The 25,456-nt window shown below is 68.3% G+C and carries 17 protein-coding genes and 3 rRNA genes; all 20 read right to left on the bottom strand.

Annotated features, from left to right (window positions below):
* Window positions 1-3: 3 nt before the first annotated feature.
* The 20 genes from OCS65_RS14755 to argF all read right to left on the bottom strand — a co-directional run bounded on the left by OCS65_RS14755 (window position 4) and on the right by argF (window position 25,455).
* Window positions 4-1,770, bottom strand: a complete 1,767-nt coding sequence (locus OCS65_RS14755; RefSeq protein WP_006936731.1) for a CTP synthase — start codon at window positions 1,768-1,770, stop codon at window positions 4-6.
* A 159-nt stretch (window positions 1,771-1,929) separates the two neighbouring features.
* The gene (locus OCS65_RS14750; RefSeq protein WP_006936730.1) at window positions 1,930-2,880 is read right to left on the bottom strand and encodes a copper transporter; all 951 of its coding nucleotides are present in this window, start codon (window positions 2,878-2,880) and stop codon (window positions 1,930-1,932) included.
* Window positions 2,877-4,061 (bottom strand): putative cytokinetic ring protein SteA, encoded by a 1,185-nt coding sequence (steA, locus tag OCS65_RS14745; protein WP_263507187.1) that lies wholly within the window; start codon window positions 4,059-4,061, stop codon window positions 2,877-2,879. Before steA ends, OCS65_RS14750 begins: the two co-directional genes overlap by 4 nt.
* A gap of 55 nt (window positions 4,062-4,116) precedes the next feature.
* Window positions 4,117-5,907, bottom strand: coding sequence for a DNA repair protein RecN (recN, locus tag OCS65_RS14740; RefSeq protein WP_050035292.1), 1,791 nt, complete (start codon window positions 5,905-5,907; stop codon window positions 4,117-4,119).
* Between the two features lies 1 nt (window position 5,908).
* The gene (locus tag OCS65_RS14735; RefSeq protein WP_006936725.1) at window positions 5,909-6,853 is read right to left on the bottom strand and encodes an NAD kinase; all 945 of its coding nucleotides are present in this window, start codon (window positions 6,851-6,853) and stop codon (window positions 5,909-5,911) included.
* Window positions 6,850-7,674, bottom strand: a complete 825-nt coding sequence (locus OCS65_RS14730) for a TlyA family RNA methyltransferase (protein ID WP_029543877.1) — start codon at window positions 7,672-7,674, stop codon at window positions 6,850-6,852. Before OCS65_RS14730 ends, OCS65_RS14735 begins: the two co-directional genes overlap by 4 nt.
* A gap of 1 nt (window position 7,675) precedes the next feature.
* On the bottom strand, window positions 7,676-7,900 hold the full coding sequence (locus tag OCS65_RS14725; RefSeq protein ID WP_029543879.1) for a hypothetical protein: 225 nt from the start codon (window positions 7,898-7,900) through the stop codon (window positions 7,676-7,678).
* Window positions 7,901-7,955: 55 nt separating this feature from the next.
* Window positions 7,956-8,951 (bottom strand): HAD-IIA family hydrolase, encoded by a 996-nt coding sequence (locus OCS65_RS14720; RefSeq protein ID WP_029543881.1) that lies wholly within the window; start codon window positions 8,949-8,951, stop codon window positions 7,956-7,958.
* Window positions 8,948-10,198 carry a tetratricopeptide repeat protein gene (locus OCS65_RS14715; protein ID WP_084648629.1) on the bottom strand — a complete coding sequence of 417 codons (1,251 nt, stop codon included), beginning with the start codon at window positions 10,196-10,198 and terminating at the stop codon, window positions 8,948-8,950. Before OCS65_RS14715 ends, OCS65_RS14720 begins: the two co-directional genes overlap by 4 nt.
* Before the next feature lie 76 nt (window positions 10,199-10,274).
* Window positions 10,275-10,391: ribosomal RNA gene (gene rrf, locus OCS65_RS14710) — 5S ribosomal RNA — on the bottom strand.
* 146 nt (window positions 10,392-10,537) lie between these two features.
* Window positions 10,538-13,675: ribosomal RNA gene (locus OCS65_RS14705) — 23S ribosomal RNA — on the bottom strand.
* A gap of 298 nt (window positions 13,676-13,973) precedes the next feature.
* A 16S ribosomal RNA gene (locus tag OCS65_RS14700) occupies window positions 13,974-15,495 on the bottom strand.
* Together the 16S, 23S and 5S rRNA genes form the textbook arrangement of a ribosomal RNA operon.
* Before the next feature lie 451 nt (window positions 15,496-15,946).
* Window positions 15,947-17,224: a tyrosine--tRNA ligase gene (tyrS, locus tag OCS65_RS14695; RefSeq protein WP_006936475.1), complete on the bottom strand. Its 1,278-nt coding sequence runs from the start codon at window positions 17,222-17,224 to the stop codon at window positions 15,947-15,949.
* 7 nt (window positions 17,225-17,231) lie between these two features.
* A complete protein-coding gene (locus OCS65_RS14690; RefSeq protein ID WP_006936476.1) occupies window positions 17,232-17,849 on the bottom strand; it encodes a DNA-3-methyladenine glycosylase in 618 nt (205 codons plus the stop codon).
* 2 nt (window positions 17,850-17,851) lie between these two features.
* Window positions 17,852-18,085 carry a Trm112 family protein gene (locus OCS65_RS14685; protein WP_006936479.1) on the bottom strand — a complete coding sequence of 78 codons (234 nt, stop codon included), beginning with the start codon at window positions 18,083-18,085 and terminating at the stop codon, window positions 17,852-17,854.
* A 43-nt stretch (window positions 18,086-18,128) separates the two neighbouring features.
* Window positions 18,129-21,092, bottom strand: a complete 2,964-nt coding sequence (locus OCS65_RS14680) for an AMP-binding protein (protein ID WP_006936480.1) — start codon at window positions 21,090-21,092, stop codon at window positions 18,129-18,131.
* Window positions 21,093-21,219: 127 nt separating this feature from the next.
* Complete coding sequence (argH, locus tag OCS65_RS14675; protein WP_043799656.1) at window positions 21,220-22,641, bottom strand: argininosuccinate lyase; 1,422 nt, start codon at window positions 22,639-22,641, stop codon at window positions 21,220-21,222.
* A gap of 98 nt (window positions 22,642-22,739) precedes the next feature.
* Window positions 22,740-23,939 carry an argininosuccinate synthase gene (locus tag OCS65_RS14670; RefSeq protein WP_006936483.1) on the bottom strand — a complete coding sequence of 400 codons (1,200 nt, stop codon included), beginning with the start codon at window positions 23,937-23,939 and terminating at the stop codon, window positions 22,740-22,742.
* A gap of 59 nt (window positions 23,940-23,998) precedes the next feature.
* Window positions 23,999-24,514: an arginine repressor gene (locus OCS65_RS14665; protein WP_006936485.1), complete on the bottom strand. Its 516-nt coding sequence runs from the start codon at window positions 24,512-24,514 to the stop codon at window positions 23,999-24,001.
* A gap of 11 nt (window positions 24,515-24,525) precedes the next feature.
* The gene (gene argF, locus OCS65_RS14660; RefSeq protein WP_006936487.1) at window positions 24,526-25,455 is read right to left on the bottom strand and encodes an ornithine carbamoyltransferase; all 930 of its coding nucleotides are present in this window, start codon (window positions 25,453-25,455) and stop codon (window positions 24,526-24,528) included.
* Window position 25,456: the final 1 nt, after the last annotated feature.

The raw sequence follows: 25,456 nt of genomic DNA, 5'->3' as shown, positions 1-25,456 counted from the left end.
CGGCTACTTGCCGCCGGCGGTGGCGTTCTCGGACGTGGTGACCACCGCGTCGCCGCCGTCCACGTCGACCTCGTCCGCGTCGTCGCCGTGCACGTCCACGGGCAGGCGCTCGGCGGCCTTGTACCGCAGCGCGGCTGCGATGAACGCGGAGAACAGCGGGTGCGGGCGGGTGGGGCGGCTCTTGAGCTCGGGATGCGCCTGGGTGGCCACGAAGAACGGGTGCAGGTCGGCGGGGTACTCGACGAACTCGACGAGATGCCCGTCCGGGGAGGTGCCCGAGAACCTCAGGCCCGACTTGGCGATCCGGTCGCGGTAGGCGTTGTTGACCTCGTAGCGGTGGCGGTGCCGCTCGGAGACCTGCTCGCCGCCGTAGGCGCGGGCGACGACCGAGCCCTTGGCGAGTACGGCCGGGTAGGCGCCGAGCCGCATCGTGCCGCCGAGATCGGCCTCGCCGGCGACGGCCTGCTCCTGATCGGCCATCGTGGAGATCACCGGATGGGTGGTGTCGGGATCGAACTCGGCGGAGTTCGCGTCGGTGATGCCCACCGAGCGGGCCGCCTCGATGACCACGCACTGCAGGCCCAGGCACAGGCCGAGCAGCGGGATCTTGCGGGTGCGGGCGTAGCGGATCGCGCCGAGTTTGCCCTCGATGCCGCGGATGCCGAAGCCTCCGGGGATCAGGACCGCGTCCACGTCGCCGAGCGCGGCCTGGGCGCCGGCCTCGGTCTCGCAGTCGTCGGAGGGCACCCAGCGGATGTCGACCTTGGCGCGGTGCGCGAAACCACCGGCGCGCAACGCCTCGGTGACCGACAGGTAGGCGTCGGGCAGGTCGACGTACTTGCCGACGAGCGCGACCCGCACGGTCTCACGCGGCTGGTGCACCCGGTCGAGCAGGTCGCCCCACACGGTCCAGTCCACGTCGCGGAACGGCAGGCCGAGCTGGCGGACGACGTAGGCGTCGAGTCCTTCGCGGTGCAGGACCTTGGGGATGTCGTAGATCGACGGGGCGTCGGGGCAGGAGATGCAGCCGTCGACGTCCACGTCGCACATCAGCGCGATCTTCGCCTTGAGGGCGGCGGGGACCTCCCGATCGCAGCGCAGCACCAGCGCGTCGGGCTGGATGCCGATGTTGCGCAGCGCCGCCACCGAGTGCTGGGTGGGCTTGGTTTTCAGCTCACCCGACGGGGCCAGATAGGGCACGAGGGAGACGTGCAGGAAGAAGACGTTGCCGCGGCCGACGTCGTGACGGACCTGACGGGCCGCCTCGAGGAACGGTTGGGACTCGATGTCGCCGACGGTGCCACCGATCTCGGTGATGATCACGTCGGGAACGTTGCCGTCCTTGTCGGGGCCGGCCATCGCCATGATCCGGTTCTTGATCTCGTCGGTGATGTGCGGGATCACCTGGACGGTGTCGCCGAGGTATTCGCCGCGCCGCTCCTTGGCGATGACCGTGGAGTAGATCTGGCCGGTGGTGACGTTGGCGGCGGCGTTGAGATCGCGGTCGAGGAAGCGTTCGTAGTGGCCCACGTCCAGGTCGGTTTCGGCGCCGTCCTCGGTGACGAAGACCTCGCCGTGCTGGAAGGGGTTCATGGTGCCGGGGTCGACGTTCAGGTAGGGGTCGAGCTTCTGCATGGTCACGCGCATGCCGCGCGCGGTGAGAAGAGCGCCCAGGCTCGATGCCGTCAGCCCCTTGCCCAGTGAGGAGGCGACGCCCCCGCTGACGAAGATGTGCTTGGTGGCGGTACGCGAGTGGCGTGACTGTGGCAAAGAAGCTCCCGTGACGTCTGGTGCAGGACTTCGGACTGATGACGGAACTGCTGGGGCCTGCACGACCCACGGAACTTCACGGTAACACCTGTCGTGGGTCCCGCGTGCACGACTCGCCCGGATCGGACGGGGATCACACCGTTCGCCGCGCCGCGCCCCTCAGCGGGCGGCGGTTCCGACGGTGACGGCGCCGGCGTTGGGGCCGGTTCCGTACCGGCCCGACACCCCGGCGAGCTGTTCCTGCAGCGCCAGCACCGTGGTGATGCGGCCGGATTCGCGGTCGACGGTGTCGACGGTGGACAGACCGGCCGACAGCGCCGCGTCGGCCCGCACCACCGCGACGGCCCCGTTGCCGACGGCGGCGCCGGGCCGCCCGGCCAGGACCGTGCCGGCACCGCGGGAGTCGAACGCGGCGGCGAAGCGGGCCAGCAGCGCACCGCGGTTGCCGCCGCCCTCGGCGCCGGCTCCCCCGTCGCCGGTGACGACGATGGCGGTCTGGGCGGGTTCGACGGTCCCGTCGTCGTACGCGACGAACCCGCCGCCCCGCAGCGTGGAGAGCGCGAGGTCACGTTCCTGGGGGGTGCTGCGCGGCTGCCCGCTCGCCGGCTCGACGAGCAGCACGGCTCCGAGCAGGTCCCCGGCCAGGCTGCCCTGATCCACGGCGCCGGTCTGCAACTGCACCCCGGCGGGGACGACGTTGGTGACGGTGGTGCGCAGCTGGTCGGCGCCGGCGGCGTCGACGAAGGGCTCGGTCAGCGAGATCCGGCCGGTCACGGCGGCGCCCGCCGCCTCGACCGTGCGGATCACCGCGTCCAGGTCCGCCGGGTCGGTGTCGGGAGTGGCGATCATGAGCACCGTGCGGCCGGCGAGCGCGTCGCGCACCACACGCCCGGACACCGCGGCGTCGAAACCGTCGGCCGCGTTGAGCTGCTCGGTGAGCACGTTGGTGCGGTCCTCGGCGTCCTGTAGCCGGCCCTGCAGTTCGGACCGGTCGTCGCGGAGCCCGGCGACGACGCTGTCCGACAGCAGCCCGGAGCCGAGGACGATGCCCACGGCGAGGGCGAGGAAGACCGCTGCGATCGAGATTGCGTGGTGACGCAACGAGATCACGCGGTCAGCCCCTGCACCCACACCACGAGACTGTCCCAGCTCTGCACGGCCCAGTCCACGACGTCGCCGCCGAGGTTGGACACGATCAACGCGACGATCACGGCGATCAGCGCGGCGAACACCAGCAGGGCGATCACCCCGCCGGAGACGCGGCTGCGGTAGAGGGTGGCGACGGCCTTGGCGTCGACCAGTTTCGGCCCCACCTTCAGCCGGGTCATGAACGCCGACGGGTTGCTGTCACGGCGGCCCTGGTCGAAGAACTCGTCGAGCGAGACGGTGCTGCCGACGGTGACGATGAGGGCGGCGCCGTGATGGTCGGCCAGCAGCAGCGCCAGGTCGGCGGGGGCGCCGGTGGCGGGGAACGTCATCGCGCCGATGCCCAGGTCCTGGATGCGTTCGAGACCGGGGGCGTGGCCGTCGTGATCGGCGGGCAGCACCACCTCGGCGCCGGACTTGAGGGTCTCGGTGCCGATCTCGTCCGGGTCGCCGACGATCAGATCCGGCCGGTATCCGGCCCGGACGAGGGTGTCGGCGCCGGTGCCGACGCCCACGAGGATCGGCGAATACTCCTTGATGAACGGCTTGAGGTTCTTCAGGTCCTGCTCGTGGTCCGGCCCGTCCGCGACCACCACCACGTGCCGGTCGCGCAGGTCCACGTCGACGTCGGGCACTCCGACCCCGTCGATGAGCAGCGGGCTCTCCGAACGGATGAACTCGATGGTGTTGCCCGAGAACGCCTCGAGGTGGTCGACCAGGCCGGTCTTCGTCTCGATCATGCGGTCGGAGATCTCGGTTTCGGTCTGCTCCTCGCCCTGGATCAGCAACCGTTCCCCGGAGTAGACACCGCCCTCGTGCAGGCGGACCTTGGCGCCGTCCTTGACCTTCTTGAACACCTCGGGACCGGTGTTGTCGATCAGGGCGATGCCGTTGGCGACGAGCACCTCCGGGCCGAGGTTCGGGTAGCGGCCGGTGATCGACGTCGAGGCGTTGACCACGGCGGTGACCCCGGCCTCGACGAGCGCGTCGGCGGTGACGCGGTCCATGTCGACGGCGTCGAGAACGACGATGTCGCCGGGACCGACCCGGCGCAGGAGCCTGGCCTGGTTCTTGTCGACCCGGGCAATGCCGCTCACTCCGGGCAACGTTTCGTTATTGCGTGACAGCAGCGCCGGCATCTTCATGGCATCGATGATGAACCCGGGCCGGGGCCGGGCAACGGAGGCGCGCCGGGCGGGATCAGCCTCGTCGTTCGGCGTGCGCGGTGGCGAGCAGTTCCTCGGCGTGGGCCCGGCCCGTCTCGGTGTCGCCGAGGCCGGCGAGCATGCGGGCGAGCTCCGCGACCCGCTCGGTATCGGTGAGCGCGCGCACCCCGCTGCTGACGACGCCCCCGGCATCGTCGACTTTGTCGACGACGAGGTGGGTGTCGGCGAACGCGGCGACCTGCGGCAGGTGGGTGACCACGATGACCTGATGGGTGCGCGACAGGCGGGCCAGGCGCCGGCCGATCTCGACCGCAGCCCGACCGCCCACCCCCGCGTCGACCTCGTCGAACACCATCGTGGCGCCGCGTTCGGACCCGGCCAGCACCACCTCGAGCGCGAGCATGACGCGGGAGAGCTCACCGCCGGAGGCGCTGCGCGCGATGGGCAGGGACCGGGCCCCGCTGTGCGCGGCGAGCCGGAACTCGACGTCGTCGACGCCCGAGGTGCCGGCGTGCAGCACCCGCCCGCCGACCTTCAGCGGTGCGGTGTCCTGCGGCCCCGCCTCCCGGTCCCGCACCTGCACGTCCAGACTCGCCCGGCCCATCGCCAGGCCGGACAACTCCTTGCTGACCGCCCTCGCGAGCTTGTCGGCGGCCTTCCTGCGGGCGGCGGAGAGGGCGGTCGCGGCCTCGGCGGCGGCGGCCGCCTCGCGATCGGCGCGCGCGGCGAGGTCGGCGACCGCATCGGCGGACACGTCGATCCTCGACAGCCGGTCGCGGGCCTCGCGAGCCCACTCGAGCACACCGTCGATGTCCGCGGCGTACTTGCGGGTGAGCGATTTCAGCTCCGCCTGGCGGTTCAGCAGCGTCTCGAGGGCCCCCGGGTCCGACGGCAGGTCCGACAGGTATCCGGACAGCTCGCCGGCGACGTCGGTGACCACCGCGATGGCCTCGTCGAGCCGGGGACCGAGCTCGCGCAGGGCCGGGTCCTCGGCCGCCTCGAGCCGCGCCCGCGACTCCCCCAGCAGATCCAGAGCCGCCGCGGCCACGTCGTCGCCGTCCCCGCCGGTGAGCGCGGCCTGCGCGCCCTGCGCGGAGTCTCGCAACGAATCGAGGTCGCCGAGCCGGCGCACCTCGGCCACGATCCGGGTGTCCTCCCCCGGCTGGGGGTCGACGGCGTCGATCTCGTCGAGCGCGAACCGCAGGCGGTCCGCCTCCTGCGCGAGCTCCCGGGACCGCTCGGTGCGTTCGCTCAGCTCGGCCCGCGCGGTCAACCACCGCTGGCGGTGCTCCTGGTACGCCGCCAGCAGCGGCGCGATCGCCTTGCCGGCGAACCGGTCGAGGGCGGCGCGCTGCTGGTCGGGCCGCAGCAGCCGCAACTGGTCGTTCTGGCCGTGCACGGTCAGCAGCGGATCGGTGAACTCCGACAGCACCCCCACCGGGACGCTGCGCCCGCCGAGGTGGGCGCGGGAGCGGCCGTCGCTGCCGACGGTGCGGACCGCGATGATGCTGCCGTCGTCGTCGCGCTGGGCGCCGGTCGTCTCGAGCAGGCGTGCCACTTCCCGCTCGACGTGGCTGGGCACCCCGCCCGCCGCGCTCGACCCGGCGTCGGCATCGATGCAGAAGCGACCCTCCACGACGGCGCGGGAGGCGCCGACACGGACGCGGGTGGGGTCGGCGCGCGCCCCCGACAGCAGGTGCAGGCTGGTCACGACCATGGTCTTGCCGGCTCCGGTTTCGCCGGTCAGGACGGTCAGCCCGCCGTGGAACTGGGCGCCGGCCTCGGAGATGACCCCCAGATTGTCGATCCGGATCTCGGCAAGCACCTCACAGTCTCCTTCCCCGCCAGCCCTTCACCGGAAGATCGAACTTGCGCACCATGCGGTCGGCGAACGGCGCCGAGTCCAGCCGCACCCACCGCACCGGGTGCTTGCCGCGCACCACCTCGAGTCGGCCGCCGGCGGGCAGGTCCAGGGTGCGGCGGCCGTCGCAGAACACCAGCCCGTCGTGGCTGCCGGCGAGGGTCTCCACGGCGATCAACGACTCCGGGCTGGTCACCATGGGCCGGGCGAACAGGGCGTGCGCGTTGCTGGGGATCACCAGCAACGCCTCGAGTTCCGGCCACACGATCGGGCCGCCGGCGGAGAACGCGTACGCGGTCGATCCCGTCGGGGTGGCGATCAGCACGCCGTCGCACCCGAACGCCGACACCGGCCGGCCGTCGACCTCGAGCACCACCTCGAGCACGCCCAGACGGGACTTGTTCTCGAGGCTGGCCTCGTTCAGCGCCCACCCCCGGTCGACGATCACGTCGTCGACCCGGATCGCGACGTCCAGCGTCATCCGCTCCTCGACCCGGTACTCGCGGCGCACCACCTGCGCCAGTGCCTCCTCGAGATGTTCGGCCTCGGCCTCGGCGAGGAAACCGATGCGGCCCAGGTTGATTCCGAGCACGGGCACCCCGGCGCGCTGGGCCAGTTCGGCGGCGCGCAGGAAGCTGCCGTCCCCGCCGAGCACGATCACCATCTCGCAGCCCCGGGCGGCGTCCGGTCCGGGTTCGACGATGCGGACCCGTCCGTCCGGGCCGGCGAGCGGACCCAGACCGGTGCTGGCGACCTCGTCGTCGAGCACCCGCAGCCCGATGCCGGCCTCGCCGAAGATCTTCGCCATGCGCTGCGCCGTCGCGGCGATCTCGACCCGCCCCGAGTGGGACACGAGCAGGACCTCGCGGGTCGCCCGCTCCGGGCCGGTCGCTGCACTATCTGCGGTCACTGGGGTCCTTCCTGCACGGCTCGTTCGACGAGTTCGACCACGTCCGCGCCCAGTTCGACCGGGCCGGGTTCCCCGGCGCGCAGCCACAGGAAGTACTCGACGTTGCCGGACGGGCCGGGCAGCGGACTGGCCACCACCCCGAGCGTACGCAGCCCCAGAGCCTGGGCCTCCCGGGCGACACCGAGGACCGCCTCGGTGCGCAGAGCCGCATCCCGGACGACGCCGCCGCTGCCGACCCGCTCCTTCCCGACCTCGAACTGCGGTTTGACCATCGGCAGCAGATCCGCGCCCGGAGTCACGCACCGCACGAACGCCGGGAGCACCAGCTTCAGCGAGATGAACGACAGATCCGCCACCACCAACTCGACCGGCCCTCCGATCGCGTCCGCACCGATGTTACGCACGTTTGTTCGATCGATCACGTGGACGCGCTCGTCGGACTGCAGCCGCCACACCAACTGGCCGTAGCCCACGTCGACGGCGACGACCTCGCGGGCGCCCTCGTGCAACAGGACGTCCGTGAAGCCGCCGGTGGAAGCCCCGGCGTCGAGGCACCGCCGTCCGGTGACCCGCAATCCCTGGGGGGTGAACGTCTCGAGGGCGCCGAGCAGCTTGTGGGCCCCTCGCGAGGCCCACGCCACCTCCTCGGCGACCTCCGTGACCAGCAGGGGCGCCCCCGGATCGACCTGGGTCGCGGGTTTCGTCGCGACGGTGCCGTTGACGAGGACCCGCCCAGCCGTGATCAGTTCACCGGCGTGCTCGCGGGACCGGGCGAGGCCCCGGCGCACCAGCTCCGCGTCGACTCGCGCTCGCCGGGCCACGTCAGATCTTGTCCACGGTCGCGAGCGCCTGGACCAGCAGGTCGTGCGCCTGTTCGAGCAGCTGCGCCTGCCGCGGGATGATCTCGGACGGATCGGGCTCACCGTCGGCGGTGACGTCGCGGGCGCGCGTGAGCAGACCCTCGACCTCGATATGGATCGACGCGGGATCCACGCCCGGATGGGGGCGTGGAAGGTGGTCGCCTGGGCGTGGAATCGACGTGCTCATCGTCGACCACGCTAGTGCATGCCGGTGACGAACCGGCACACCACGCAGACCCGACTCAGCGGGATATTCCCCACCGTGCCAGCAGGTCGTCCGCCGCCACGACCCGACCGAAACCGGGGTTGGCCCAGGCGACGTCGAGCACGGCCCGCAGCGCGGCCATCGGGTCCGCCGCGAACTCCGAAGCCAGGTGCACATCCCGTCCGTCGAACGACACCGCTCCCGGCTCGCGCGGTCCCACCCGCAGCGCGGCCGCCTCGGCGTCGAGACCGGCGAGCGAGTCGGCCACATAGGTGGGGCGCTGATCCTGCGGCGCCCGGAGCAGGTCCGCGACCGTGCTGACGCCGGTCAGCACCAGCAACGAATCGGCGCCCACGGCGTTCGCACCGGCGATGTCGGTGTCGAGCCGGTCGCCGACCACGAGCGGACGCGAGGCGCCGCTGCGCACGACGGCGTCCTCGAGCAGCGGCGCGGCCGGTTTGCCCGCCACCAGCGGCTCACAGCCCGTCGCCGACCTCAGGGCCGCGACCATGGAACCGTTCCCGAGCACCAGGCCCCGCTCGGTGGGCAACGTCGAATCGACGTTCGTCGCCACCCACAGGGCGCCGGAGCGCAGTGCGAGCGTCGCCTCGGCGAGGATCGCCCACCCGGTCTCCGGGGAGTGTCCCTGCACGACCGCCACAGGCTCGGCGTCCGCGGAACGCACCGGAGTCAGACCGACCGCGGCGACCTCGTCGACGAGGGCCTCGGTACCCACAACCAGCACCGGGGCGCCGACCGGGACCCGCTCGGCCAACAGCCGGGCCGCGGACTGGGAACTGGTGACCACGCTCGACTCGTCGGCCGCGAAACCGAGTTCGCGCAGGTGTTTGGCGACCTCCGCCGGGCGACGGCTCGCGTTGTTGGTGACATAGAACAGCCGCTCGGCACCCTCCGACAATGCCTCGCGGGCCCCGGGCACCGCCTCGGCGCCGCGGTAGACGGTGCCGTCCAGATCGAGGAGGAGTACGTCGTAGAGCGCCCGCAACGACGCGCCGCCGGATGTACCGGTCACTGATCCTCTCCGGTGAGCTCGGCGACGCGTTCCTCGGCGTCGGTGTCCCCCTCGAGATCCGCCGCGGCGGCGTTGAGGAACCACTTCAATCCGTCCTCGGTACGTCCCGCGGCCACGAGTGCATCCGCGTACGCATAGAACAGGCGCGCGGCGGACGGGCCGGTGCGCGAGGCATCCAGGTCCGGGGTCTGCAGGGTGACCACCGCCTGGTCGAACTGTCCCAGATCCATCCGGGCGCCCGCCACGACGATGCGCAGCTCGGTGGCCTCGTCGCCGGTCAGCGCCCGAGCCTCGTCGCTGCGGCCCAGCTCGATCGCGCGCTCCGGCCGGCCGAGACCGCGCTCGCAGTCCGCCATGACCGCCAGCAATCCCGGTCCCCCGGCCATTCGTCGGGCGGCCCGCAACTCGGACAGCGCCTCCGCCCATTCGCCGGCGTGGTAGGCCGTGATGCCCGCTGCCTCACGAACCACGGCGATACGGCCGGCGCGCTGCCGCGCAGCACGAGCGTGCGCCAGCGCCAGACGGGGATCGTCGTCGATCAGGCGGCCGGCCATGACCAGGTGCCGGGCCACTGCATTGGCGTTCGACTTGTCGAGACTCAGCAGGTCCCGGCGGATCGTCGGATCGAGGTCCGACGCTTCGACGTCCTCGGGCAGGTCCGGCTCGTCCGGCCGGGCTTCGCGACGCGGAGCCGGAGCACCCTCGCGGCCACGGCTCGGGCCGAATCCACCCTCGCCGCCACGGCGACGCGGAGCGCCCCCGTCTCGCCGTTCGGGTCCGTGGCCAGCACGGGACGTGCCCGTGCGCCGATCGTCACGGCCCCGATCGTCGCGCCGGTCACCGGTGCGCCGATCGTCCCGACGGTCGTCGTTTGTGCCTCGATGCGGGCGCTCGCTGCGGGAACGGTCGTCGCGGGAACGGTCGTCGCGGGAACGGTCGTCGCGCCGCTCACCGTAGGGCCGATCTCGCCGGTCCCCCGACGGGCGATCGCTGTGGGGTCGCTCCGAGCGGCTACTCCCGCGGGAGTCGTCCGCGGAGCCCTTCGCCGGCTCGCTTCGCCGTTCCCCGCGGAAAGTGCGGTCCTCGCCGCGACGATCCGGTCGGCCGGCGACTCCCTGCCGGCGATCCTCGCCGCGGGCCGGGCCCCGGTCGCCACCCTGGCGGCGCTCGCCGCTGTCTCCGCGTCCCGACCTGGGAGTGGACCCTCCACTCCGGAAGGATCGACGCTCACCATCGTTGTCGGACACAGAAAAATCCTTTCATGAAAAACCAGAAAAACCACGAGAGGGGACCCAACTGGTGGGTCCCCTCTCGTAAACGGGTGTTCGGCGGTGTCCTACTCTCCCACACCCTGTCGGGTGCAGTACCATCGGCGCTGGAGGGCTTAGCTTCCGGGTTCGGAATGGGACCGGGCGTTTCCCCTCCGCTATGGCCGCCGTAACTCTGTGAAACTGTCCACACTCCTTCGGAGTGAATGGAGTGAACGCCGCCCTCTTTCACGGGGGCTGCGCCCACTCGATTCCCCGAAGAACATGGTGAATCGAGTGTGTTGTTTCAGATACCGCACAGTGGACGCGTAGCTTCTTTGTGGTAAGTCCTCGGCCTATTAGTACCGGTCACCTGCATGCGTTACCGCACTTCCAGTTCCGGCCTATCAACCCGGTGGTCTGCCGGGGGCCTTACCCCCTCGAGGGGGTGAGAAACCTCATCTTGGAACAGGCTTCCCGCTTAGATGCTTTCAGCGGTTATCCCTTCCGAACGTAGCCAACCAGCCGTGCCCCTGGCGGGACAACTGGCACACCAGAGGTTCGTCCGTCCCGGTCCTCTCGTACTAGGGACAGCCTTCCTCAAGTTTCTAACGCGCGCGGCGGATAGAGACCGAACTGTCTCACGACGTTCTAAACCCAGCTCGCGTGCCGCTTTAATGGGCGAACAGCCCAACCCTTGGGACCTACTCCAGCCCCAGGATGCGACGAGCCGACATCGAGGTGCCAAACCATCCCGTCGATATGGACTCTTGGGGAAGATCAGCCTGTTATCCCCGGGGTACCTTTTATCCGTTGAGCGACACCGCTTCCACATGCCGGTGCCGGATCACTAGTCCCGACTTTCGTCCCTGCTCGACCTGTCGGTCTCACAGTCAAGCTCCCTTGTGCACTTGCACTCGACACCTGATTGCCAACCAGGCTGAGGGAACCTTTGGGCGCCTCCGTTACATTTTGGGAGGCAACCGCCCCAGTTAAACTACCCACCAGGCACTGTCCCTGAACCCGATCAGGGTCCGAGGTTAGAGGTCCAATACGATCAGAGTGGTATTTCAACAACGACTCCACCCACACTGGCGTGCGGGCTTCCCAGTCTCCCACCTATCCTACACAAACCGAACCGAACACCAATACCAAGCTGTAGTGAAGGTCCCGGGGTCTTTTCGTCCTGCCGCGCGTAACGAGCATCTTTACTCGTAGTGCAATTTCGCCGAGTCTGTGGTTGAGACAGCAGAGAAGTCGTTACGCCATTCGTGCAGGTCGGAACTTACCCGACAAGGAATTTCGCTACCTTAGGATGGTTATAGTTACCACCGCCGTTTACTGGGGCTTAAATTCTCAGCTTCGCGGAGTGAACTCCGCTGACCGGTCCTCTTAACCTTCCAGCACCGGGCAGGCGTCAGTCCGTATACCTCGTCTTACGACTTCGCACGGACCTGTGTTTTTAGTAAACAGTCGCTTCTCTCTGGTCTCTGCGACCACCCCCGGCTCACGGAGCAAGTCCGGTCACCGGGACTGGTCCCCCTTCTCCCGAAGTTACGGGGGCATTTTGCCGAGTTCCTTAACCACAGTTCTCTCGATCGCCTCGGTATTCTCTACCTGACCACCTGTGTCGGTTTGGGGTACGGGCCGTGTGAAAGCTCGCTAGAGGCTTTTCTCGGCAGCATAGGATCATGGAATTCGCCTCATTCGGCTACGCATCACCTCTCAGGCTGTGTGCGACACGGATTTGCCTGTGTCACGCCCTACGGGCTTACACCGGTACAACCACTGACCGGCCCCACTACCTTCCTGCGTCACCCCATCGCTTGGCTACTACCACCGAAGGTCCCGTGCAGCAGGCTCTCGGCTCCCGAAGGAACTCGATCACCCTTTGGACGGTTAGTACCGATGATTCACCAGGGGCGCGTTCACACGGGTACGGGAATATCAACCCGTTGTCCATCGACTACGCCTGTCGGCCTCGCCTTAGGTCCCGACTCACCCTGGGCGGATTAACCTGGCCCAGGAACCCTTGGTCATTCGGCGGACGAGTTTCTCACTCGTCTTTCGCTACTCATGCCTGCATTCTCACTCGCGCAGCCTCCACACCTGGATCACTCCGGCGCTTCCCCGGCTGCACGACGCTCCCCTACCCACCCGCACCACTGCCGGACGATCCGTGGACCCTCCGGGGTGTTGTGCGAGTGCCGCGGCTTCGGCGGTGTACTTGAGCCCCGCTACATTGTCGGCGCAGAACCACTTGACCAGTGAGCTATTACGCACTCTTTCAAGGGTGGCTGCTTCTAAGCCAACCTCCTGGTTGTCTCAGCGATCCCACATCCTTTTCCACTTAGTACACGCTTAGGGGCCTTAGCCGGCGATCTGGGCTGTTTCCCTCTCGACTACGAAGCTTATCCCCCGCAGTCTCACTGCCGCGCTCTCACTCACCGGCATTCGGAGTTTGGCTGATTTCGGTAAGCTTGTGGGCCCCCTAGACCATCCAGTAGCTCTACCTCCGGTGAGAAACACGCGACGCTGCACCTAAATGCATTTCGGGGAGAACCAGCTATCACGGAGTTTGATTGGCCTTTCACCCCTACCCACAGCTCATCCCCTCAGTTTTCAACCTAAGTGGGTTCGGGCCTCCACGACGTCTTACCGTCGCTTCACCCTGGCCATGGGTAGATCACTCCGCTTCGGGTCTAGAACATGCCACTACAGACGCCCTGTTCGGACTCGCTTTCGCTACGACTACCCCACACGGGTTAACCTCGCGACATGCCACTAACTCGCAGGCTCATTCTTCAAAAGGCACGCCGTCACCCCCAGCAGACCAAACTGCTCGAAGGCTCCGACGGATTGTAAGCGCACGGTTTCAGGTACTATTTCACTCCCCTCCCGGGGTACTTTTCACCTTTCCCTCACGGTACTAGTCCGCTATCGGTCACCAGGGAGTATTCAGGCTTATCGGGTGGTCCCGACGGATTCACAGCAGATTTCACGGGCCCGCTGCTACTCGGGTATTCGAATCGACAGTCACCGCGTTTTCGTCTACGGGATTCTCACCCTCTACGACAGGCCGTTCCAGACCATTTCGACTAACACAGGCGATTTCTCACTGTCGGCCGGCGCGGCAGCACCGACACATCGAACCCCACAACCCCGAACACACAACCCCTGCCGGGTATCACATGTATCCGGTTTAGCCTCTTCCGTTTTCGCTCGCCACTACTCACGGAATCACATGTTGTTTTCTCTTCCTGTGGGTACTGAGATGTTTCACTTCCCCACGTTCCCTCCACACGCCCTATATATTCAGGCGCGGGTAACACGACATCACTCGTGCTGGGTTTCCCCATTCGGAAATCCTCGGATCACAGCTCGGTTGACAGCTCCCCGAGGCATATCGCAGCCTCCCACGTCCTTCATCGGCTCCTGGTGCCAAGGCATCCACCGTACGCTCATAAACACTTACAACAAAGATGCTCGCGTCCACTGTGCAGTTCTCAAACAACACACAACAACCCCTACCGCAAGAAAACCATGTCCTCTTGTTTCGCGGATCATCGTCGCTGACAAAACACTCGCGTGTTCTCTCAGGACCCAACAGTGCACCGATATAACCACCGCAGAAGGACACTCGGGTCCTTCCCGCGCGGTGATGACTGTCAGCGTTCCACCCATGAGCACCACCGGATTACGTGTGAATCCGAAATGGCTCTGCCTCGCTCCCCCGGCACCTGTGTGCTGGTCCGAGCAAGGAGTTGCTCCTTAGAAAGGAGGTGATCCAGCCGCACCTTCCGGTACGGCTACCTTGTTACGACTTCGTCCCAATCGCCGATCCCACCTTCGACGGCTCCCTCCCACGAGGGGTTAGGCCACCGGCTTCGGGTGTTACCGACTTTCATGACGTGACGGGCGGTGTGTACAAGGCCCGGGAACGTATTCACCGCAGCGTTGCTGATCTGCGATTACTAGCGACTCCGACTTCACGGGGTCGAGTTGCAGACCCCGATCCGAACTGAGACCGGCTTTAAGGGATTCGCTCCACCTCGCGGTATCGCAGCCCTCTGTACCGGCCATTGTAGCATGTGTGAAGCCCTGGACATAAGGGGCATGATGACTTGACGTCGTCCCCACCTTCCTCCGAGTTGACCCCGGCAGTCTCCTGCGAGTCCCCAACCGAATTGCTGGCAACACAGGACAAGGGTTGCGCTCGTTGCGGGACTTAACCCAACATCTCACGACACGAGCTGACGACAGCCATGCACCACCTGTACACCGACCACAAGGGAAACCCCATCTCTGGGGCGGTCCGGTGTATGTCAAACCCAGGTAAGGTTCTTCGCGTTGCATCGAATTAATCCACATGCTCCGCCGCTTGTGCGGGCCCCCGTCAATTCCTTTGAGTTTTAGCCTTGCGGCCGTACTCCCCAGGCGGGGCGCTTAATGCGTTAGCTACGGCACGGATCCCGTGGAAGGAAACCCACACCTAGCGCCCACCGTTTACGGCGTGGACTACCAGGGTATCTAATCCTGTTCGCTACCCACGCTTTCGCTCCTCAGCGTCAGTTACTGCCCAGAGACCCGCCTTCGCCACCGGTGTTCCTCCTGATATCTGCGCATTTCACCGCTACACCAGGAATTCCAGTCTCCCCTGCAGTACTCAAGTCTGCCCGTATCGCCTGCAAGCCCGCAGTTGAGCTGCGGGTTTTCACAGACGACGCGACAAACCGCCTACGAGCTCTTTACGCCCAGTAATTCCGGACAACGCTCGCACCCTACGTATTACCGCGGCTGCTGGCACGTAGTTGGCCGGTGCTTCTTCTGTACCTACCGTCACTCGCGCTTCGTCGGTACTGAAAGAGGTTTACAACCCGAAGGCCGTCATCCCTCACGCGGCGTCGCTGCATCAGGCTTGCGCCCATTGTGCAATATTCCCCACTGCTGCCTCCCGTAGGAGTCTGGGCCGTGTCTCAGTCCCAGTGTGGCCGGTCGCCCTCTCAGGCCGGCTACCCGTCGTCGCCTTGGTGGGCCGTTACCCCACCAACAAGCTGATAGGCCGCGGGCCCATCCTGCACCGGAAAACCTTTCCACCCCGGAACATGCATCCCGAGGTCCTATCCGGTATTAGACCCAGTTTCCCAGGCTTATCCCGAAGTGCAGGGCAGATCACCCACGTGTTACTCACCCGTTCGCCACTAATCCACCCAGCAAGCTGGGCTTCATCGTTCGACTTGCATGTGTTAAGCACGCCGCCAGCGTTCGTCCTGAGCCAGGATCAAACTCTCCGTTGAAGACTCACAATCAAACCCCGAAGGGCCGATCAGTCATAGACATCGAGCCAAATCACCAGCAAAAAACTCAAACCAGCAAAAAACACTGACCACCACAGACGGAAGAATGCGGCAGCCAGCAACAACCACCCCCAAGAGGGGCGGTCGCACCAAAAATATTTTGGCACTGACATTCATCGGCACACTGTTGAGTTCTCAAAGAACACGCACACACCATCGCTCCGCGCCTTACTCCGGGGCAACCGTTCTAGCCTAACACTCTGAACTCGCGGACGCAAACACTGTCTGCGATCTTCGTGTTGGCTGCTCGACCGATCAGGGCGCAACCGCTTTCCGTACCTCTCGGTCCGGGTCGGCGTCCGTGTCGCTCGAACGACGACAAAGTTACGCCACCGCTAACGGGCCGTCAAATCCGCAGGTCAGCGGCCCGTCGGCGGTGGCGGCAGTGCGCTCAGCCGCGTTCGACTCGCACGCCGGCAAAGTTGCGCTTGCCTCGCCGCAGGACAAGCCAGCGGTCGTGCAGCAGATCCGCGCTCGACGGGGTCCACTCCTCGGATGAGATCCGTTGGTTGTTCACGGAGGCACCCCCCTCCTTGATCGTGCGTCGGGCAGCGCCCTTGCTCTCGCACAGGCCGGTCGCGACGAGCAGGTCCACGATCGTGCCGGGCTGCCCGTCGTGCACTTCCGCGACGGAGGCCTCCGCCAGCGCGGCCGAGAGGGTCGCTTCGTCCAGGTCCGCCAACTCTCCACGACCGAACAGCGCCCGGCTCGCAAGTTCGACCGCCCGGGTGTTGGCCTCGCCGTGAACGAGGGTCGTCATTTCGGCCGCAAGGCGGCGCTGCGCCTCGCGCGCCTGCGGTCGCTCGGCCGTCGCCGTCTCGAGTTCGGCCAGTTCGTCCTGATCCAGGAACGTGAACCACCGCAGGTACTTCACGACGTCGGCGTCGGCGGCGTTGACGAAGTACTGGTACCAGGCGTACGGCGTGGTCATCTCCGGGTCGAGCCAGAGGCTTCCGCCGCCGGTGGATTTCCCGAACTTCTTGCCGTCGGCCGAGGTGACGAGCGGGACGGTGAGCGCGTGCACGGCGGCACCGTCGGTCCGTCGGTTGAGCTCGACGCCCGCGATGATGTTGCCCCACTGGTCCGACCCCCCCACCTGCAGCGTGCACCCGTGCTCGCGACGCAACTGCACGTAGTCGTTGGCCTGCAGCAGCATGTAGCTGAACTCGGTGTACGAGATGCCGTCGCCCTCGAGCCGGCGCTTCACCGTGTCGCGAGCGAGCATGACGTTGACGGAGAAGTGCTTGCCGATATCGCGGAGGAAGTCGACGACGCTGAGCGAGGAGGTCCAGTCGGCGTTGTTCACGACGATCGCGCTGGTCGGCGAATCGTCGAAGTCCACGAACCGCTCGAGCTGACCGCGGATGCGTGCGGCCCATTCGGCGACCGTGTCCGCCGAGTTCATGGTCCGCTCCCCTACCTCCCGCGGATCTCCGATCATGCCGGTAGCGCCGCCCGCCAGCACGATGGGCCGGTGGCCCGCTCGCTGGAAACGCTTCAGGGCCAGCAACGGCACGAGGTGACCGGCATGCAGACTCGGCCCGGTGGGATCGAATCCGGCATAGAGCGTGACCGGGCCCGCGGCGAGATCGCGGCGGAGTGTGTCGAGGTCGGTCGATTGGGCGATCAGTCCACGCCAGGTCAGTTCGTCGAGGATGTGCTCAGTCACCGCTCGATCATCCCATCCGACGGGGAGCGGCCGGCGCGCGCGGGCTGCGCCGGTACGCCGACACCCCCACGGCGCCGGGGATCCACAGCCGCCACGGTCGTTCGGCCGCGACACTGATGCCCACGCGTGGGCCCGACGCGACCCGGTCGACGTCACCCAGAGTGAGTTTCGCGGTTGCGCCATCGTCGAGCACATCGATCCCGTTGTCCGCCAGCGTCAATCCCAAGGCGGCCGCGAGGTTGCCGGGTCCGCGGGCAAGGTTCGGTGCGGGAGTCCCGGCCGTTCGCCGGGAACGGACGATCTCCTCCCCCGCGACTACTTCGGCACCTCGCAGCAGTACCGCCGCGGCCACTCCGTCGGGCCCCACGGAGATGTTCGCGCAGTGGTGCAGCCCATAGCTGCGGTAGATGTAGAGATGGCCGGCAGGGCCGAACATCACCGCATTCCGCGGCGTACGTCCCCGGTAGGAGTGCGCCGCCGGATCGGGCCAGGGACCGTCCTCGGGCCCGCCGTAGGCCTCGACCTCCGTGATCCGCAGGACCACCTCGCCCGCGCACAGCGTGGCGCCGAGGATCGTGTGCGCCGCAGTCAGCGGGTCGACCCCGGTGAGCCGCTCGAACGCCACGCTCAGTCCGCCACCCGGTCCTCGGTCCAGCCGGCCACGCCGCGCGCGACGAAGTCCTCGTGTTCGGCCTCGGTCACCGCTCGGGCCTCGTCGACGAGGAGGACGGGGATGCCGTTCTCGATCGGATACGCGCGGCGCAACCGCGGGTTGTAGAGAACCGAATCGTCCACGAGGAGCAGCGGCCCCTTGTCCTGCGGGCAGGCCAGGATGCTCAGCAGCGTGGGATCGACAGCCACGGTGGTCCTCTCGACGGTGGTGCGGGACTCGGACGGCCCCAGGCTACCGTGCGCCCGGTGCCGGACCTGTGCCGACGCCGGTGAATCTCGCCGCGACCGCTTTGGTGAACCGCTTGTAGGTTCCGGTCGCCGGGTCGGCGAACCACGACCGCACGGTCGGCTTCGGCAGGCCCCGCGCCGGCAGGTCACCGGACATCGGCCGATACGTGGGCCCGAGTGCGATGTGCGGCACGACATGGACCAGGTCGGGCCGTTCCGGAGCGGGAACCGCGTCGAGTGCCGCCGTGATCTCGGCGGCGCTCGGCGCGCGGTTCTCGCGCAGGGTGCACGCGGCCACGGCGACTTCGGTGTCTCCGGTGCGCACGCCGTATACGACGCAGAGATCGACCCGCGGGATACCGCCGAGGGCATCCACCACCGGCTGGCCGTACACCGGTCCGTGCGGGGTGCGGATGACACTGTGCTTGCTGTCGAGCAGCCAGTAGTCACCGTCCTGGTCTCGTCGGAAGAGGTTCTCGGTGGGCACCCACACGTCGCCGAGTTCGAACACTCCCCGCATGACGCCGGGCAGCGCTTCCGTCGACGCGCTGGGCCGGCCGAGCAGGAGGCCGACCTCGCCGGCGGCGCTCTCGCGGACGAAGCCCCGCGCGTCCTCCACCAGACGACCGGTGGTCGGGTCCCACGCCGCCAGGCGTGCCTCGGCGCTGCCGGGCAGCGGCCGTCCCTTGCATCCGATCTTGGCACCCGAGACGTTGGCCAGGACGATCTCGCCGTCGGTGGAGGCATAGAACTCGAGCACCTGGGCGGGAGCGAAGCGTTCGAGGGTCCGCCGCCACAGGCCGGGCGTCATGCCCGAGCCGATGAAGAGGCGGACGGGGTGGATCTCGTCGATGTGCAGTGCCGGGCTGTCGAGGACGTCCCGCATCATCGCCCAGGTGTAGGTGACGACGGTGACGCCGTAGCGGTGCACTTCCTCGCTGAAGCGGGCGGGGTCCAGGCCGTGGGACAGGGCTATGCGGCAGCCGCCGGCGAGCGCGCCACCGAAGCTGACCAGGAGACCGGACGAATGATGAAGCGGGGCAAGGCAATACACCGTGTCACCACGCCCCAGTGCGGCGGCGGTGGCGGTGCCGAAGGCCGAGAGCGCCCATCGGTGGTTGGAGATCTGACGCATCTCCAGGGTGTCGCCGCTCCCGGTGAACAGGAGGAAGGCGAGTTCGCGCGCGACGCCGGGGTCGGGCGCATACCAGCCGGGGAGTTCGACCGTGGTGATGTCGAGGTGTTCGAGATCGACGACGTCGGCGCCGGCCGGGATGTCCAGTTCGCGGATGCTGCCACCACCGAGGACCAGGGCCGGGATGCCGGTGGCGATCGCCTGCTGGAGGTTCTCGGGATCGGTGATGATCTTCTGGACGGCGCCCAACCGGATGGCCTCGTCGAGGTCGGGGCCGGGCGGGAGCAGGACCGACACCGCGCCGATGCGGGAGACGGCCGTGACCGCGGCCATCGCACTGGGACGGGTGTCCATGAGGACACCGATGTGGGCGGCGGGGCGGACACCGGAGTGCACCAGCCCGCGCACCACGTTGTCGATCCGCCGATTGACGTCGGCGAAGGTGTAGACGCGGTCCTCGTAGATGAAGCACTCGCGGTGCGGCCCCTTGCGGCACTGCTCCGTCAGGACGCCGGCGAGCGAGATGCGGGTTCGTGGCTGAATCTGTCCGAGCCGGGCCAGGCGCGGAAGGGCCCGGGCCGCCTCCCCCGACAGCTCCCGGGCCCCGCGCACCGTTTCGGAGGCCAGGTCGGCGATGCCCTTGCCGACCTCCACACCGACCTCGGCGATGGTGGCGACGGTGTGGGTGAGGCGGGCCGCGACGGACACCCCGGTCTCTCCTTCTGCGTGGAGCTCGGGGATCGCCATCCGGCCGACGCCGACCGGCCGGTCGCCGTGCCCTTCCCGCCACTGCACCCATTCGCCGACGGCGGGCCAGGTCTGCCGCGCCGCGGTGCCGCCCACGACGAGCCCGAAATGGCCTGCGCGCAAGGAGTATTCGAACACCTGAGCCCGGGGGGCGGCCTTGCGTATGCCGCGCACCGCGAGGGGCTGCCCGATGTCGTCCACCTCGCCGACGAACGCGAGGATGGGGCAAGTGATCTCGGCCAGGCTCACGGCCCGGTCGTTGATGACGAAGCCGCCGCTGACCATGCGGTTGTGCACGATGAACTGGCGAAGCAACTCGGCCACTGCAGGACCGGACCAGGCCACCCACCCCTCCGTGTCGAGGAAGCGGCGCTGAGGTTCGCGCGGCAGGAGGGCTTCCCGGTCGTGCAGCTGCATGAGGAACTCGATGCGCGAACGCACGGTCTTGACGGGGTCGAGGAACTGGAAGCCTGTCTTGGCCATCCACCCGGTGATGGCGAGCCGGTTGAAGACGTGGTCGGCGAGGAAGTCGGCGGCCCGGACGGCGACGCCCTCGGGAATCCCGAACGGCAGGGCGGCCAGGGTGTCCACGGGGCTGCCGAAGGTGATCAGGCTGGCGACGTGCCGACTGCGGCGGTAGGCCGCGGCCTGATAGCAGAACATGCCGCCCTGCGAGTACCCGGCCAGGTGGATGTCCCGGCCGGTGTATTCGTGCACGTGATCGATGATCTCGTCGAGGGCGATGATGTGGTCGGTGAGGGTGCGGTCCCACCCGCCTTCTTCCCGGTCCGGGGAGCCGAAGTCGACCACCCAGGGGTCGAGACCCATCGAGTGCAGGATGCCGACGGCTCCGGTATCGCGGGTGACGTCGTAGACGTCCGCCGACATCATCATCGGGGGGACCAGCACCACCGGAGCAGCATTCTCGGCGGCGTCGGATTCCGGGTAGTAGTGCCGCAGCCTGTACATGCCGGTCCGCTCGACGATCTGGAACGGCGACGGTGTCGCCCCCGTTTCCAGACCGCCGTGACGGACCACCTCGAGGCCGTTCTGCGCGGTCGCCACCACGCGCCGCAGGGGCCCCATCACCGATCCACCGCCCAGTGCCACGAACCTCTTCCCATCCGCCGAGTTCTGCGTGTGTCCACCCTGTCAGGAATGACAGCCTGCCACATTACGTCGAGGCGATGGCCCTGTTCACCGAGCGGGCCGGTCAGCTGCGCACCCAGTCCCGCAGCGCGCGAGCGGCGGCACGAACTCCGTCGAGCTGTTCACCTACCCGGGCGCCCGCGGTGCCGCCGCGGGCGTTGCGGGAAGCGATGGAGCCCTCCACGGTGAGCACCTCGCGGACCTGCGGCGTCAGCGCGGGGTCGACCGCCGTCAGCTCGTCGTCGGTGAGTTCCTCGAGGCCGACGCCGCGCGCCTCCGCCGCGCGCACGCACGCCCCGGCCGCCTCGTGTGCGACGCGGAACGGGACACCCTGGCGCACCATCCACTCGGCGATGTCGGTGGCGAGGGTGAATCCGGCGGGTGCCAACTGGGCCATACGATCGGTGTGGAAGGTCAGGGTGGACACGAGACCGGTGATCGCCGGCAGCAGCAGCTCGAGCTGCAGGACCGAGTCGAACACCGGCTCCTTGTCCTCCTGCAGGTCCCGGTTGTACGCCAGCGGTTGGGCCTTGAGGGTGGCGAGCAGGCCGGTGAGGTTGCCGATGAGGCGACCTGCCTTGCCCCGGGTCAGTTCCGAGACGTCCGGGTTCTTCTTCTGCGGCATGATCGACGATCCGGTGGACCACTCGTCGGCGAGGGTGATGTAGCCGAACTCCGGGGTGCTCCAGAGGATGACCTCCTCCGCCATGCGGGAGAGGTCGACCGCGATCATGGCGAACACGAACGCGGCCTCGGCGGCGAAGTCGCGCGCGGAGGTGGCGTCGATCGAGTTCTCGGCGGCGGAGTCGAAGTTCAGTTCTGCCGCGATCGCGTCGGGGTCGAGGCCGAGGGAGGAGCCGGCGAGCGCTCCCGAGCCGTACGGGGACACCGCCGCACGCGCGTCGAAGTCCCGCAGCCGCTGCACGTCGCGCAGCAGCGGGTGGGCGTGCGCGAGCAGGTGGTGCGCGAGCAGTACCGGCTGTGCTGCCTGCAGGTGGGTCTTGCCCGGCATCACCGCGGCGGGATGCGCGGCGGCCTGGTCGGCGAGGGCGTCGACGACGGCGAGGACACCGTCGGCGATACGTCGCGCCGCGTCGCGCAGCCACATCCGGAACAGGGTGGCGACCTGATCGTTGCGGGAGCGGCCGGCTCGCAGCCGGCCGCCGACGTCGGGACCGACCCGCTCGATGAGCCCACGTTCGAGGGCGCCGTGGACGTCCTCGTCGGACTCGGCCGGGGCGAACGCGCCGGAGGCGACGTCGGCGCCGAGCCGGTCGAGGCCGTCGAGCATGGTGGCGAGGTCGGCCTCGCTGAGCAGGCCGGCCTTGTGCAGCACGCGCGCGTGCGCCTTGGAGGCCCGGACGTCGTAGGGGGCGAGCGCCCAGTCGAAGTGGGTGGACTTGCTCAGTGCCGCCATGGCGGCGGCCGGTCCGGATGCGAACCGGCCGCCCCACAGGGCGCCCTCGTTGGTGCCGTGACTCTGGATGCCTTCGGCATCGTGACTCCGGATGCCTTCGGCATCGTGACTCCGGATGCCTTCGGCATCGTGACTCCGGATGCCTTCGGCGTCGTGGGCGGTCATGACTACAGGCCCAGGTCCCGCTTGGCGGCGACCTTGGAGGACAGGCCGTGGATCTGGACGAAGCCCTTGGCGTTGGACTGGTCGAAGCTGTCGCCCTCGTCGTAGGTAGCGAGGTTGAAGTCGTACAGCGATTCGGCGCTGCGGCGGCCGTTGACGGCGATGTGGCCGCCGTGCAGGACGAGCCGGATGTCGCCGGAGACGTGCTCCTGGGTGTTCTGGACGAACGCGTCGAGCGCGTACTTCAGCGGCGAGTACCAGAGACCGTCGTAGACCAGCTCGCTCCAGCGCTCCTCCACGCGGCGCTTGTACCGGCCGAGTTCGCGTTCGAGGGTGACGTGCTCGAGCTCCTGGTGGGCGTGGATGAGGGTGAGAGCGCCGGGGGCCTCGTAGATCTCGCGGCTCTTGATGCCGACGAGGCGGTCCTCGACCATGTCGAGGCGGCCGACGCCTTGGGCGCCGGCGCGGCGGTTCAGTTCCTGGATGGCCTCGAGCACGGTGACCGGCCGGCCGTCGATCGCGGTGGGCACGCCCTTCTCGAAGGTGATGATCAGCTCGTCGGGGGCCTGCCAGTTGAGGCTGGGGTCCTCGGTGTAGTCGTAGACGTCCTTGGTGGGGGCGTTCCACAGGTCCTCGAGGAAGCCGGTCTCGACGGCACGGCCCCACACGTTCTGGTCGATCGAGAACGGGGACTTCTTGGTGACGTTGATCGGCAGGTTGTGCTCGCCGGCGAAGGCGATGGCCTTCTCGCGGGTCCAGGCGTAGTCGCGGACGGGGGCGATGACCTCGAGGTCGGGGGCGAGGGCGCCGAAGCCGACCTCGAAGCGGACCTGGTCGTTGCCCTTGCCGGTGCAACCGTGCGAGACGACCGTGCCGCCGTGATCGCGGGCAGCCTTGACGATGTGCTTGACGATCAGGGGGCGGCTGATCGCGGAGACCAGCGGGTAGCGGTCCATGTAGAGGGCGTTGGCCTGGACGGTCGGCAGGCAGTACTCCTCCGCGAACTCGTCCTTGGCGTCGACGACGACGGATTCGACCGCGCCGCAGTCGAGGGCGCGCTGGCGCACGACCTCCATGTCCTCGCCGCCTTGGCCGAGATCGATGGCGACGGCGACGACCTCCTTGCCGGTCTCCTTGCCGATCCAGCTGATGGCGACGGAGGTGTCCAGCCCGCCCGAGTAGGCGAGTACGACGCGATCGGCCATTGTGTTTGTGCTCCTTCTTGATTGAACTTGCGTCTATCGGTGCTCGGTGCGCGATCGGATCAGGCCAGGGATTCGATCTTCGCGGCGAGGTCGGCTCCGGTGAGGGGCTCGCGCGCGATCACCGCGATGGTGTCGTCGCCGGCGATGGTGCCGACCACTTCGGGTAATGATGCCCGATCGAGTGCGCTGGCCAGATAGTGCGCTGCTCCGGGTGGGGTGCGGAGCACGGCGATGTTGCCGCTCGAGTCGGTGGAGACCAGCAGTTCGCCGAGCAGGCGGGAGAGCCGGTCGGTGCCTCCGGACACGCCGCGGACGGGGCTCCCGTCCTCGGGGACGACGTACACGCCGGGCCCGCCGTCGGCCCCGCGGAGCTTGACCGCTCCGAGCTCCTCGAGGTCGCGGGAGAGGGTGGCGTTGGACACCTCGATGCCTTCGGCGGCCAGCAGCGCGGCGAGTTCCGGCTGGCTGCGGATCGCGTGGGTGGCGACGAGCGCGGTGATCCGGGCCTGCCGGGCCGCGCGGGTCGGGGCCGCGGCGGCGCCGGCCGGTCCGGCGCCGCTCGACGGTTCGGCCACGCTGCTCACGGTTACCGTTCGCGCTGCTCGAGCAGCCACACGAGCAGCGCCTTCTGTGCGTGGAGGCGGTTCTCGGCCTCGTCCCACACCACCGACTGCGGTCCGTCCAGGACCTCGTCGGTGACCTCGTCGCCGCGGTGGGCGGGCAGGCAGTGCAGCACGACGGCGTTCGGGTCGGCGAGCGCGAGCAGCTCGGCGTTGACCTGGTACGGGCGGAAGGGACCGACGCGGTCGAGTCCGTCGTTCTCCTGGCCCATGGAGGTCCAGGTGTCGGTGACGAGGGCGTCGGCGCCGGCGACGGCGGCGCGCGGGTCCTCGGTGAGGGTGATCCGCGCGCCGGTTTCGGCGGCGCGGGCGCGGGCCGCGTCCACGACGGCGGGGTTCGGGACGAAACCGGCGGGGGCGGCGATCGTGACGTCGATGCCGGCGGTGACACCGCCGAGCAGCAGCGAGTGCGCCATGTTGTTGGCACCGTCGCCGAGGTAGGTCAGCTTCAGCCCGTGCAGCTCACCCTTGTGCTCGCGGAGGGTGAGCAGGTCCGCGAGGACCTGGCAGGGGTGGTACTCGTCGGAGAGGGCGTTGACGAGGGGCACGGTGGCGCCTTCGGCCATCGCCTGGAGCCGGTCCTGGCCGAAGGTGCGCCAGACGACGGCGTCGACGTAGCGGGACAGGACGCGGCCGGTGTCCTGCAGGGTTTCCTCGCGTCCGAGCTGGGTGGTGCGGCCGTCGACGACGACGGCGTGGCCGCCGAGCTGGGCGATACCCATCTCGAAGGAGAAGCGGGTGCGGGTCGAGTTCTTCTCGAAGATGACTCCGACGCCGCGCGGGCCCTCGAGGGGACGGGCCGAGAACGGGGCCTTCTTCAGGGCCGCGGCGAGGTCGAGGACCTCGCTCTGCTGCGCGGGCGTGAGGTCGTCGTCCTTGAGGAAGTGCTTCACCATG

Source organism: Rhodococcus aetherivorans (genome assembly GCF_025722975.1).
GTDB classification, from domain to species: domain Bacteria; phylum Actinomycetota; class Actinomycetes; order Mycobacteriales; family Mycobacteriaceae; genus Rhodococcus; species Rhodococcus aetherivorans.
The sequence above is the reverse complement of the archived record's forward strand: the minus strand, read 5'-3'. Positions and strand labels throughout refer to the sequence as shown.